The following is a 13,795-nucleotide window of genomic DNA, read 5'->3' on the forward strand; positions in this document are numbered from 1 at the left end:
AAATGCCGCAAGACGCTCGAGATCGGGTCGCTCGTGAAGAAGAACCGCGTGTGCCACACCAACGAGCAGTGGAAGGCGGTGTGGGCGAAGGAAAATCAGGACGCGCGCGACACCACCGAGGCGATGACGCGCGCGCCGGTCAACCACAGCAATTAAATTGCGATTGCGCGCAAGAGGCGCGCATCGGCGGGTAATCGGCATGCCGCCGCCGGCCGTTCGTCGAAACACGACGTCGCTTGGCCGGTCGCGGCTTGTCTTGCAGCGGTCGCGATCCATGCTGATTCACGCACCGGGGATCTTCTGAAATAACAGAAAATTAAGGATAATCCCCGAATGCGCAACGCGGGGTGGGTCGTGCCGGATGACGGGCACGCCGTCTTGGCGTGCGACCTCCTCCGACAGGACCTGCCCGTCTTTGACAAAAAAGGGAGTCCTGTCCGTGAATACCCCCCTCCTCCTGGCAAGCCTGCGCCGCGGCGCGGCGCCCCTTGCTCTCGGCCTCGCGCTTTGCGCCGCCCCCGCCTTCGCGCAGGATGCGCCCGTCGACGATGCGACGACCGATCGCGCGGCCGACGACGGCGATGCCATCGTTGTCACCGGATCGCGCATCGCGCGCCCCGAGGCCGATTCGCCCAACCCGGTTACTTCGATCAGCAGCGATACGATCCAGCAATCGGGCCTCACCAACCTCACCGACCTGCTCGTCCAGAACCCGGCGCTGCTCGGATCGAGCACGACCGCCGATGCCGGCGGCTCGACCGCGCTGTTCGGCGGCGTGGGTGTCAACCTGCTCAACCTGCGCAACCTCGGCACCGAACGCACGCTCGTGCTCGTCAACGGCCGCCGTCATATTTCGGGGATCACCGGGACCTCGTCGGTCGATATCAACACCATCCCCAATGCGCTGATCGAACGCATCGACGTGCTCACCGGCGGGGTGTCGGCGGTCTATGGCGCCGACGGCGTGTCGGGCGTCGTCAATTTCGTGCTCAAGCGCGATTTCGAAGGGATCGACGCGCGCTTCCAGACGGGCATTTCGTCGCGCGGCGACGCGAACAACATCTATGGCGCGCTGACCGTCGGGACCAATTTCTCCGAAGATCGCGGCAATGTCGCGCTGTCCTATGAATATAATCGCGACGCCCGCGTCTCGGCCGATGCGCGCAAGACTGGGCGCAACCTCGGCCTGTTCAGCTTCCGCCGCAATCTTGCGGACTTCCCCGACGATCCGAACATCATCGACCGCATCCTGTATAATGACATCCGCTACGCCGACAGCTCGCCGGGCGGCGCGGTCGACGTCGATATCGACTTCTCGCCCGATTTCACCGGCGAAGGCACGATCTATGACCTCGGCACCGCGATCCCGGGCTCGGGCGGCGTCGTCCAGGGGGGCAGCAGCACGCCGATCGCAGGCTATCAGGGCGATCTCCAGCCCAAGACCGAGAAGCATAATATCAACCTGCTCGGCAGCTATGAGTTCAGCGACGCGCTGCGCTTCTTCGTCGAGGGCAAATACGTCAAGACGAAGAACTTCTCCTTCGCCCAGCCGTCGTTCGATTTCTTCACGACGGTGCAGGCCGACAATCCGTTCATTCCCGCCGCCATCCGCAATGCGATCGTGCCCGACGCCCTGTCGAACGGCATCTTCGGAGACCCCGGCTTCCTGCCCGACGGCGTGCTCGTCAGCCGCGACAATTTCGACCTCGGCGTGCGCGGCGAATATGCCGAGCGCGATACGTACCGCGGGGTGCTCGGTTTCGACGGGCGGCTGACCGACAACCTCACCTATGAGCTGAGCTATGTCTATGGCCAGACCAAGACGCAGTTCCTGAGCACCAATTATCGCCTGCGCGATCGCTATTTCGCGGCGATCGACGCGGTCGACCAGGGCGAGTTTCTGACCGGTACGCCGAACGGCAATATCGTCTGCCGCTCGACGCTCGATCCGACCGCGCCGCTCAACGATCCGAACGGCATCATCATCGGCGCGAACACGACGCCGATCACCTTCACCCCCGGCGCGGGCAGCGGCTGCGTGCCGCTCAACATCTTCGGCAATGGTTCGCCGAGCCAGGCAGCGCTCGACTGGGTCAATGTCGATCTCGCCAACCGCGTGAAGGTGCAGCAGCATGTCGTCAGCGCCTCGGTTTCGGGCGACACCGGCGCAGTGTTCGAGCTGCCCGGCGGCCCGATCGGCTTCGCGCTCGGTGCCGAATATCGCAAGGAAAAGTCGAAGTTCGTCCCCGACGCCTTCCTCGTCCAGGATGCGCTCGCCGACCTTGCGGCGCAATTCCCCGAGAGCGGCAGCTTCGACGTCAAGGAAGTCTTCGCCGAACTCAACATCCCGGTGCTGCGCGACATGCCCTTTGCCGACATATTGCAGTTCGGCGCGGCGATCCGCCTGTCGGACTATTCGACCGTCGGCAGCACGACGACGTGGAAGGTCGACGGCACCTGGGGTCCGGTACGCGACATCCGGTTCCGCGGCACCTATTCGGAAGCGGTGCGCGCGCCGAACCTGACCGAGCTGTTCGCGCCGCAGAACGGCGCCTTCTCGTTCATCGACGATCCGTGCGATCCGAGCAACCTTGCCGAAGGCACCTCGTTCCGCGTCGCCAATTGCAACGCGACGCTGACCGCGCTCGGGATCGATCCGGCAACCTTCAACCCGGCGAACGACCCGCAGGCGACCGCGTCGCTGCCCGGACGGACGATCGGCACGCCCTTCCTCGACGAGGAAACGGCGAAGACCTGGACCGCGGGCGTCGTGCTGCGGCCGAGCTTCACCCCGGGGCTGGTCGCGACGGTCGACTGGTATGACATCAAGATCAAGAATGCGATCACGACCGCGACCGCGCAGGACCTGACCGACGCGTGCGTCGATCAGCCGACGCTCGACAACCAGTTCTGCGACCTGATCACGCGCGATCCGACAACGGGTTTCGTGTCCGACTATCTGCTGCGGCCGCTCAACGTTTCGCAGTTCGCGACGTCGGGCGCCGATTTCACGATCAACTATGCCTTCCGCCCGAGCGACAGCCTGGGCCAGTTCAACATCCGGCTGGCGGGCGGTTACCTCGACAGCCTGACCTTCATCTCGACCCCGGGCGCCGAGGTCGACAACGACCGCACCGAGGCGTTCGCGCCGAAGTGGAACGGGACGCTGGATATCACCTGGGTGAAGGACAATTGGTCGCTGAACTATGGCGTCAATTATTTCAGCAAGACGCGGCGCTTCACGACCGAGCAGATCGAGGCGAACCCCGATTTGGTCGATCCGAAATATATCTTCTATCGCGAGAAATGGGAGCATGATGTCCAGCTCGGCTTCAAGACCGACGACGAGCGCTTCCAATTCTATGCCGGCGTGAACAACCTCTTCGGGCGCGATCCCGATGTCGGCGAGCTCAACTATCCGTCGAGCTTCCGCGGGCGTTATGTCTATGCGGGAGTGAAGGTGAACCTCGCGAGCCTCGGTCTGTAGGACCGGGTTCGGACCAAAAGAAAGGGCGGCATTTCTGCCGCCCTTTTTTATGCCGGGGAGAGTTTGAGCGCCCCGTCGCCTTCGTCGACCTTGATCGTCGCGCCGTCCCGGACCTCGCCCTTGAGGATGAGGTCGGCGAGCGGGTCCTGCAGATATTTCTGCACCGCGCGCTTGAGCGGCCGCGCGCCATAGACCGGATCATAGCCGACGCGGCCGAGCCACGCGCGTGCGGCGTCGGTGAGGTCGAGGGTTACCTTGCGGTCGTCGAGCAGTTTCTGCACGCGCGCGACCTGGATGTCGACGATGCCGCCCATATGCTGCTGCGCGAGGCGGTTGAAGAGCACGATCTCGTCGAGCCGGTTCAGGAACTCGGGCCGGAAATGCGCGCGCACGACTTCCATGACGGCGGGTTCGGCCTGTTCGACCGGGGCGTCGTCGGGAAGCGCGGCGATCGCCTGGCTGCCGAGGTTCGACGTCAGGATGATCAGCGTGTTGGTGAAGTCGACCGTGCGGCCCTGCCCATCGGTGAGGCGCCCGTCGTCGAGCACCTGCAGGAGGATGTTGAACACGTCCTGATGCGCTTTTTCGACCTCGTCGAACAGCACCACCTGATAGGGCCGGCGGCGCACCGCTTCGGTGAGCGTGCCGCCCTCCTCATAGCCGACATAGCCCGGCGGCGCGCCGACGAGCCGCGCGACGCTGTGCTTTTCCATGAATTCGGACATGTCGATGCGGACCATCGCATTGTCGTCGTCGAACAGGAACCGCGCGAGCGCCTTGGTGAGCTCGGTCTTGCCGACGCCCGTCGGGCCGAGGAAGAGGAAGCTGCCGAGCGGGCGGTTCGGATCCTGCAGCCCGGCGCGCGCGCGGCGGACGGCGGTCGACACGGCGCGCACCGCATCGTCCTGGCCGATGACGCGCTTTTCGAGCGTCGATTCCATCGCGAGCAATTTCTCGCGCTCGCCCTCCATCATCCGGTCGACGGGGATGCCGGTCCATTTGCTGACCACCGCGGCGATATCGTCGGCGGTGACTTCCTCGCGCAGCATCGCATTGCCCGCAGCGGCCTGCGCCGCCTCGAGCTGCTTTTCGAGGCCGGGGATGGTGCCGTAGCTGAGCTCGCCCGCCTTCGCGAGGTCGCCCGCACGCTGCGCCTGGTCGAGCGCCGAACGCGCCGCGTCGAGCTCTTCCTTGATCTTGGCCTCGGCGTGGATCTTGTCCTTTTCGGCGTGCCATTTCTGGGTGAGTTCGGCCGACTGCTGCTCGAGGTTGGCGAGTTCGCCCTGCAAGGTCGCCAGCCGGTCCTTCGACGCGGCGTCGCTTTCCTTCGACAGCGCGGCCTCCTCGATCTTCATCTGGATGATGCGGCGGTCGAGGCTCTCGATCTCCTCGGGCTTCGATTCGACCTCCATGCGGATGCGGCTCGCGGCCTCGTCCATCAGGTCGATCGCCTTGTCGGGCAGGAAGCGGTCGGAGATATAGCGGTTCGACAAGGTCGCGGCGGCGACGATCGCGCCGTCGGTGATCCGCACGCCGTGGTGCAGCTCGTATTTTTCCTTGATGCCGCGCAGGATCGAGATCGAATCCTCGACCGTCGGTTCGCCGACGAAGACGGGCTGGAAGCGCCGCTGGAGCGCGGGGTCCTTTTCGACATGCTTGCGATATTCGTCGAGCGTCGTCGCGCCGATGCAGTGGAGCTCGCCGCGTGCGAGCGCGGGCTTGAGCAGGTTCGAGGCGTCCATCGCGCCCTCGCCCTTGCCCGCGCCGACGAGCGTGTGCATCTCGTCGATGAAGAGGATGATCTCGCCCTCGGCGGCCTTCACATCGTCGAGCACGCCTTTCAGCCGCTCCTCGAACTCGCCGCGATATTTGGCGCCCGCGATCAGCGCGCCCATGTCGAGCGACAGCAAGCGGCGGTCCTTCAGACTGTCGGGCACGTCGCCGTTGACGATGCGCAGCGCGAGGCCCTCGGCGATCGCGGTCTTGCCGACGCCGGCTTCGCCGATCAGCACCGGATTGTTCTTGGTGCGGCGCGCGAGAATCTGGATCGTGCGGCGGATTTCCTCGTCGCGGCCGATGACGGGATCGAGCTTGCCCTCGCGCGCGACGTCGGTGAGGTCGCGGGCGAATTTCTTGAGCGCTTCATAGCGGTCTTCGGCGCTCGCGCTGTCGGCGGTGCGGCCGCCGCGCAGATCGTTGATCGCCTTGTTGAGCGCGTCGGCCGACACGCCGGCGTCGGCGAAGGCTTTGGCGACCGGGGTCCCCGACGCCAGTAGCATCGCGAGCAGCAGCCGCTCGACGGTGACGAAGCCGTCGCCGGCCTTGGTCGCGACTTGCTCGGCCTGGTCGAGCAGACGCACGGCATCATTGTCGAGTCCCGGCGTTTGCTGCGCGCCCGATCCCGACACCGCGGGAAGCTTGGCGAGCAGTGCGTCGATGCCCTGTACCGCGCGCGCGGCATCGCCGCCGCTCTTGGCGATCAGCCCGGCGGCCATGCCCTGATTATCTTCGAGCAGCGCCTTGGCGACATGCTCGGGTGCGATCCGCTGATGGTTCATGCGGATCGCGATCGTCTGCGCCGCCTGCAGGAAGCCCTTGGCGCGGTCGGTGAATTTTTCGAGGTTCATTCAGAAATCCCCTTTCTCGCTGCCAGAGATAGTGTTGCCATTTGGCAACACAAGGGGCGATCACCGGTTCTAGCCGAGCCCCAAAAAAGGGTTCACGCGGAGCCGCGGAGACGCGGAGGGAGAAAGAAGGGGATATTCGCGCAGAGGCGCCGAAATTACGGAGGAAGGAAGATATGGGCGGCAAAGCCGCTGGTCTCTTTTTCTCCGTGCCTCCGCGTCTCCGCGTGAACATGTATCTCTGCGTCCTCTGCGCCTCTGCGCGAAATCCCTTTATTCCCCCCCGCGCGCGAGCTGGTCGAGCAGGCGGACGCCGAAACCCGACATGCCCTTGGGCACCAGCGGCGAGGCGCTGTCGGCCTGGTTGACCCCGGCGATGTCGAGATGCGCCCAGGGCGTGGTTTCGGCGACGAAATAGCCGATGAAATGCGCGCCGATGCTCGCGCCCGGCCCGGCGCCCGGCGCGATGTTGCGGACGTCGGCGATGTCGGATTCGATCTTCTTCGCATAATTTTTGTGGAGCGGCATCCGCCACAGCTCTTCGCCGCTCGTCGTGCCCGCCGCGAGCAATTGCGCCGCGAGCGCCTCGTCGCGTGCGAAGAGGCCGGCATATTGATCGTCGAGCGCGCCGACGATCGACCCGGTGAGCGTCGCGATGTTGACGATCGCGCGCGGCTTGTACTTGTCGGCGACATATTCATTGGCGTCGGCGAGCACGAGCCGGCCCTCGGCATCGGCGTTGAGCATCTCGATCGTCTTGCCCGACATGGTGCGCACGACGTCGCCGGGACGCTGGGCATTGCCGTCGGGCATATTTTCGGCGAGCGCCGCGACCGCGACGACATGCACCGGCGCCTTCGACTTGGCGAGCGAGAGGACGGCGCCGACGGTCGAAGCGGCGCCCGACATGTCGCCCTTCATGTCCCACATGCCGCTGCCGGGCTTCAAGGAGATGCCGCCCGAGTCAAAGGTGATGCCCTTGCCGACGAAGGCGAGCGGCGCGGCCTCGCCGCCGGCGCCGCGATAGCGCACCGCGAGCAGGCGCGAGCCGCGCGGGCTGCCCTGGCCGACCCCGACGAGCGTGCCCATGCCGAGCTTGCGCATCGCCGCCTCGTCGAGCACCTCGATCGTCACGCCGGGGACGCCGGCAAAGGCCTGGCGCACCTCGGCGACGAAGCTTTCGGGATAGACGACGTTCGCGGGTTCGTTGGCGAGGTCGCGCGACAGGCGCACGCCGTCGGCGAGCGGCTGCCAGCGCGCGGCGAAGACCGACCGGGCCGCGGCGCTGTCGCCGCCGACGATCGTCACCGCGTCGGTCGCGGGCGCCTTGCGGTCGACGGTCTTGTAACGGTCGAAGCGATATTGGCCGAGCGCGAAGCCATAGCCCGCCTCTGCACCCTGCGCGCCGGCGAAGGCGCCGGTGAGCGTCACCGGCTGCGCGTCGGACTTGACCTCCTGCGCCGCCTTGCCGCCGGCTTCGGCGAGCGCGAGCATCGCGGGGGCGGCGCCGGTGCCGACGAGCAGGATGCGGCTGTGCGCGCCGATGCCGCGCAGCGACAGGGTGGCGTTGGCCTTGCCCTCGAACTTCGCGTTCGCAATGGCGGCCTCGATCGCGGCGCGTTCGCCCGATCCCACGCCGACGGCATCGAGCGCCGGCAGCGTGGCATCGGCCATCAGCACGACGAGCACGCCCTTGGCGGGGGCGCTCGCGGCGAAACCGATCGGGCGCTCGGCGCTGTTCGCGACGGTGCCGGGGACGACGCCCGAACCGGTCACGTCCTGCGCCAAGGCGGCGGGCGCCGCCAAGGGCGCGAGCGAGAGGCAGGCGGCGAGCAGCAGGCTTTTGGTACGCATCAAAATGGAACTCCCTGTTATTCCGTCACTATCGGTCCGCTCATAGACCTAGCACGCGCGGCCCGCCCTGCAATTGCCTCTCGACGAACGACAGGTGCTTGCCATCGCCCCCGCGCGCGGTCAGACAGGCGCCTTCGTCAGCCGACGCAAGAGGGACCGGGATGCTGCGCAAATTGGGAATCGGGCTGCTGGTCCTGTTGCTGTTGACCGGGGTGTCGCTCGCGGTGTGGGAGCCGCTGACCGCCGAAGCGCCCGCCGCGCCGAGCTTCCAGCCGACCGACGTCAAGATCGCGCGCGACAAGTTCGGCGTGCCGCACATCTTCGGCAAGACCGACGCCGATGTCGCCTATGGCGTCGCCTACGCCCATGCCGAGGACGATTTTTCGACGCTGCAGGAGGTGCTCGCGATGACGCGCGGGCGCGCCGGCGCGATGCTCGGGCAGGATGGCGCCAAGATCGACTATGCCGCGGCGCTGCTCGACATCCGCACCACGACGGCGCGCGACTGGCCGCGGCTGCCGAAGGATGTGCAGCTGCTGTTCACCGCCTATGCGGCGGGGCTCAACCATTATGCCGACAAGCATCCGGACGAGGTGCGCCTGTCGGGGCTGTTCCCGGTGACCGGCGAGGATGTCGTCGCGGGGTTCGTGCTGCGCTCGCCTTTCTTCTTCGGGCTCGATTCGACCTTGGGGTCGCTGGTCGAGGACAAGGCGATGGGGCGCGAGGGCGGACCCGAGCTCGATGCGACGGGCAAGATCGTGCCGCGCAAGGACACGCCGCTGGGCAGCGACCCCGCGGCCAACGGGTCGAACGCGATGGCGGTTGCGCCGTCGCGCGCGACCGACGGCGCGACGCGGCTCGTCTCGAACTCGCACCAGCCGTGGACCGGCGGGGTCGCCTGGTACGAGCTGGTCGTGCATTCGGGCGAGGGCTGGGATTTCGCGGGCGCGAACTTCCCCGGTTCGCCCTATCCCTTCCTCGGCCACAATAAATATCTCGGCTGGACCAACACGGTGAACCGGCCCGACCTGATCGACATCTATCAGTTGGTGCTCGACGAGAGCGGCGAAAATTATCGCTTCGACGGACAGTGGCGCCCGCTCGAGGCGAAGCGCGTGTGGCTCAAGGTCAAGTTCGGCCCGTTCGTGCTGCCGGTGCCGCGCATGGTCTATCGATCGGTCCATGGCCCGGTGATCCGGAATGCCAAGGGCGCCTTTGCGATCCGCTATGCCGGGATCGACCAGGCCAATATGGTCACCCAATATTATCGGCTGAACAAGGCGAAGAACTTCGCCGAATGGCGTGCCGCGATGGCGGGGCAGGGCGTGCCTGCGACCAATTTCATCTATGCCGATGCGGCGGGCAATATCGGCATGTTCTATAATGCGATGTTCCCCGACCGACCGGCGGGCTATAATTGGCGCGGGATATTGCCCGGCGATCGCTCGGCCGATCTGTGGACCAAGACGTTGCCGTTCGACCGCGTGCCCGCGCTGGTCAATCCGGCGTCGGGTTATGTCATGAACGCGAACAACACGCCGTGGGTTGCCGCGGGGCCGGGCGACGAGCTCGACGCCGCGGCCTTTTCTCCGCTGCTCGGGATCGAGGACGATATGAGCAACCGCGCGTCGCGGCTGATCGACCTGTTCGAGGCATCGGGGCAGATCGACGAGGCGCGGCTGAAGGCGATCAAATATGACACCGGCTATGCGAAGACCGGTTACGCCAAGGCGTGGATGGACCGGATCCTCGCGCTCGACCTGAAGCGCGAGCCCGAACTCGCCGAGGCGCAGGCGCTGCTGCGCGCATGGGACTGGAACCTCGACGGCAAGGGGCAGGGCGATGCGCTCGCGCTGATGGTGCTGCGTCCCGCGAACCGCGTGCATTACCAGCGGCTCGCCGAACGCCCCGACCCGCGCGAAACGCTGAAGGAAGCCGCCGAGCATCTGCAGAAGCATTTCGGCACGCTCGATCCCAGGCTCGGCACCGTGCTGCGGCTGCGCCATGGTGAGGGCGACCACCGTGTCGACCTGCCGCTCGACGGCGGCAACGATACGATCCGCGCCTCGACGCTGTGGGATGTCGAGCCCGACGGCCGGCTCAAGGTCCGCCATGGCGACAGCTTCATCATGTTCGTGACCTGGGGCAAGGACGGTACATTGCGATCCGAATCGATCCAGCCGTTCGGATCGGCGACGACGCGGCCGGGCAGCCCGCACTACAACGACCAGGCGCCGTTGTTCGTCCGGCACCAGCTCAAGCCGGTGCTGTTCGATCCCGCCGCGCTGTGGGCGACGAAGCCGCGCGTCTATCGCCCTTGAACGGCGCGGCGCGCTGTCCTAAACCGTTGATACAGTGCCGTCCGGCACCCGGTCGCATCGGGCGAGACGCCCGTTCCCGAACATAGAGGATATCCATGCCCCGTTTCCATCGCTTCGCCGTTGCCCTTGCGCTGTCGACCTCGCTGGTCGCCGCCGGTCCTGCGCTCGCCAAGAGCAAGAAGGCCGCCGACCCCGCGCCGATCGCCGACCTCGTGAAGGCGGTCGACATCCCCTATGAGGCGTTCACGCTCGACAACGGGCTGCGCGTGATCGTGCATGAGGATCGCAAGGCGCCGGTGATCGCAGTGTCGGTCTGGTACCGCGTCGGGTCGAAGCACGAGCCGAAGGGCAAGACGGGCTTTGCGCATCTGTTCGAACATCTGATGTTCAACGGCTCCGAAAATTCGCCCGGCGATTTCTTCGAGCCGCTGCAGCAGGTCGGCGCGACCGACGAGAACGGGACGACCAACGTCGACCGCACCAATTATTTCGAGACGGTGCCGACCGGTGCGCTCGACATGGCGCTGTTCCTCGAAAGCGACCGCATGGGCCATCTGCTCGGCGCGGTGACGCAGGAGAAGCTCGATAACCAGCGCGGTGTCGTCCAGAACGAAAAGCGCCAGGGCGACAACAATCCCTATGGCCTGCTGCGTTACGAGATTTTCGAAAATCTCTTCCCGACCGGCCACCCCTATCACCACAGCACGATCGGCTCGATGGGCGACCTCAATTCGGCGAGCCTCGACGACGTCAAAAAGTGGTTCACCGACAATTATGGTCCGAACAATGCGGTGCTGGTGCTGGCGGGCGACATCGACGTCGCGACCGCCAAGACCAAGGTGCAGACCTGGTTCGGCGACATTCCCAAGGGTCCCGTCGTCCAGGCCCCCGCGACGTCGGTCCCGACTTTGCCCGCGCCGCTGGCGAAAGAGGTCAAGGACCTGATCCCGACCACCCGCATCTATCGCATGTGGGCGATCCCGGGCCTCAACGACAAGGACGCGATCCCGCTGCAGATGGCGATGTCGGTGCTCGGCGGGCTGTCGTCGTCGCGGCTCGACAATGCGCTGGTGCGCAAGGACCCGGTCGCGGTGAGCGTCTCGGCCTTTGCCCAGCCGTTCGAGGATGCCGGCATCCTGCTCGTGCAGGCCGACGTCAAGCCGGGGGTCGAACCCGCGCATGTCGCGAAACGGCTCGACGAAGAGGTCGCAGCCTTCCTCGCCAGCGGGCCGACGGCGGACGAACTGCAGCGTTCGGCGGCGAGCTATCTCGGCGGCGCGATTTCGGGGCTTGAATCGGTCGGCGGCTTCGGCGGCAAGGCGGTCGCGCTGGCCGAGGGTGCGCTCTATTCGAACGATCCCGGCTATTACAAGGTCGAGCTCGAGCGGATGGCGAAGGCCACCCCCGAAGAGGTCAAGGCGGTCGCCAATAAATGGCTGTCACGCCCGGCCTTTTCGCTGACCTACACCCCCGGCGAGCGCACCGAAGGCGGCGAGAACCGCGGCGGCGCGGTGACCGCGGGCAAGGTGGATGCGGCGGTTTCGCCCGACCGTTATTGGAACGAGGCGCTCGGCGATGTCGGCCCCGACACCGGCTTTGGCACCGCCTTTGCCGACCGTTCGAAGCTGCCGTCGGTCGCCGACCTCAAGGCGCTCGAATTTCCCGCGATCGAGCGCGCGAAGCTCAAGAACGGGATCGAGGTCGTCTTTGCGAAGCGCAGCACGGTGCCGACGGTCAATGTCGCGGTGAGCTTCGACGCCGGCTATGCCGCCGATCCGCACGATGCGCTCGGCACCCAGTCGCTGATGCTCAGCCTGATGGACGAGGGCACGACCAGCCTCGATTCGATCGCCTTTGCCGAAGCCAAGGAACGGCTCGGTGCGCAGATCGACGGGTCGGCGAATGCCGACGAGACGGTGTTCGAACTGTTCGCGCTCAAGCCGAACCTCGCGCCGTCGCTGACCCTGCTCGCCGATTATATCCGCAATCCGGCGTTCGACGCGAAGGAGCTCGACCGGGTGCGCGTGCAGCAGCTCAACCGCCTGAAGGCCGAGCTCAACAACCCCAATGCCATCGCGTCGCGCGTGATGATGCCGGCGCTTTACGGCGCGCAGCATCCCTATGGCATCCCGCCCTCGGGGCTGGGCGATGCGAAGGCGGTGACCGCGGCGACGCAGGGCCAGCTCGCGAGCTTCCATTCGACCTGGATCCGGCCCGACACCGCGCGGATCTTCGTCGTCGGCGACACGACGCTGAAAGAAGTGACCAAGCAGCTCGACGCCGCCTTCGGCAACTGGAAGGCGCCGGCGACCGCAAAGCCGGTCAAGCATTTCGAGGTCGCGATCCCGACGCCGCAGCCGCGCATCCTGCTCTTCGACCGGCCCAAGTCGCCGCAGTCGGTGATCCTCGCGGGCAAGGTGCTCGACGCCAAGGGCACCGACAGCCTTGAGGTGCTGCGGTCGGCGAACGACATCTTCGGCGGCAATTTCCTGTCGCGCTTCAACATGAACCTGCGCGAGACCAAGGGCTGGTCCTATGGCGTGCGCAGCCGCATTTCGGGCGACAAGGACCGGATCGCGTGGATCGCGTCGGCGCCGGTGCAGGCCGACCGGACCGGCGATTCGATCAAGGAATTCCAGAGCGACCTCAAGGCGTTCCTGGGCGACAAGGGCGTCACCGCGGAGGAATTGCAGCGCACCGTGAACGGCAGCGTCCGCGAATTGCCGGGCAGCTTCGAAACCTCGGGCGATGTGCTCGGCGGGCTGCGCGCGATCGTCAAATATGGCCGTGCCGACGATTATTATGAAAAGCTGCCCGCGACCTATGAAGCGATGACGACTGCCGAGGTCGATGCCGCGGCGCGCAAGGCGCTGAGCACCGAAGGCCTCGTCTATGTCGTCGTCGGCGATGCCGCGACGGTCAAACCACAGCTTGACGGATTGGGTCTGCCGGTGGAAACGGTGACTCTCGATAACTAACATCAGTTTCAGTAAGGAGAGCCCAGATGTCTCAAGTCGATGGCAGCTATGATTGCGTGACCAAGTCGCCGATGGGTGACCAGAAGTCGGTCTTCACCGTCACCAGCGACGGCGCGACCTTCACCGGCCAGAATGCCGGCGCGATGGGAGCGCTCGATGTGGAAAACGGCAAGGTCGACGGCAACAAGCTGACCTGGACCATGAACATGAAGGTCCCGATGCCGATGACGCTCGAAGCCGAAGCGACGATCGACGGCGACACGCTGACCGGCACGATCAAGGCCGGCGCCTTTGGTTCGATGGCGATGACCGGCACCCGCCAGGGCTGATCGCCAGCCTTTGGAACAGCGAAGGGCCGCCCCCGACGGGGCGGCCCTTTTGCTATGCATAGCATTGCTTTGGTCGCTCGGGGGTGGCCAAAACGGGTGCACGGGCGCATAGCGCCGCTGCAATGCAACATGATCCCGCCTCCCCCCCGCCCGAAACGACCCGCCGGCGCCTTCCCGGCCCGCGCGAGATGGTCGCGATGAT

The 13,795-nt window shown here is 66.0% G+C and carries 6 protein-coding genes; 4 read left to right on the forward strand and 2 right to left on the reverse strand.

All coding sequences use genetic code 11. The annotated features are described in order from the left end of the window. Positions 1-439: 439 nt before the first annotated feature. Complete coding sequence (locus B1A78_RS16060; protein WP_256838911.1) at positions 440-3,487, forward strand: TonB-dependent siderophore receptor; 3,048 nt, start codon at positions 440-442, stop codon at positions 3,485-3,487. A 47-nt stretch (positions 3,488-3,534) separates the two neighbouring features. Here B1A78_RS16060 and clpB read toward each other — a convergent pair whose 3' ends face one another. Both clpB and B1A78_RS16070 read right to left on the reverse strand, forming a co-directional pair. Continuing rightward, on the reverse strand, positions 3,535-6,114 hold the full coding sequence (gene clpB / locus B1A78_RS16065; RefSeq protein ID WP_077147929.1) for an ATP-dependent chaperone ClpB: 2,580 nt from the start codon (positions 6,112-6,114) through the stop codon (positions 3,535-3,537). Positions 6,115-6,384: 270 nt separating this feature from the next. Next, positions 6,385-7,965, reverse strand: a complete 1,581-nt coding sequence (locus B1A78_RS16070) for a leucyl aminopeptidase (protein ID WP_077147930.1) — start codon at positions 7,963-7,965, stop codon at positions 6,385-6,387. A gap of 161 nt (positions 7,966-8,126) precedes the next feature. Between B1A78_RS16070 and B1A78_RS16075 the strand changes: the two genes are divergently transcribed. The 3 genes from B1A78_RS16075 to B1A78_RS16085 all read left to right on the forward strand — a co-directional run bounded on the left by B1A78_RS16075 (position 8,127) and on the right by B1A78_RS16085 (position 13,593). Further along, positions 8,127-10,286: an acylase gene (locus B1A78_RS16075; protein ID WP_179102067.1), complete on the forward strand. Its 2,160-nt coding sequence runs from the start codon at positions 8,127-8,129 to the stop codon at positions 10,284-10,286. A gap of 95 nt (positions 10,287-10,381) precedes the next feature. Continuing rightward, on the forward strand, positions 10,382-13,264 hold the full coding sequence (locus B1A78_RS16080; protein ID WP_077147931.1) for a pitrilysin family protein: 2,883 nt from the start codon (positions 10,382-10,384) through the stop codon (positions 13,262-13,264). A gap of 26 nt (positions 13,265-13,290) precedes the next feature. Beyond that, a complete protein-coding gene (locus B1A78_RS16085; protein ID WP_077147932.1) occupies positions 13,291-13,593 on the forward strand; it encodes a hypothetical protein in 303 nt (100 codons plus the stop codon). Positions 13,594-13,795: the final 202 nt, after the last annotated feature.

This window comes from Sphingopyxis sp. KK2, from assembly GCF_001990265.1.
Lineage (GTDB): Bacteria > Pseudomonadota > Alphaproteobacteria > Sphingomonadales > Sphingomonadaceae > Sphingopyxis.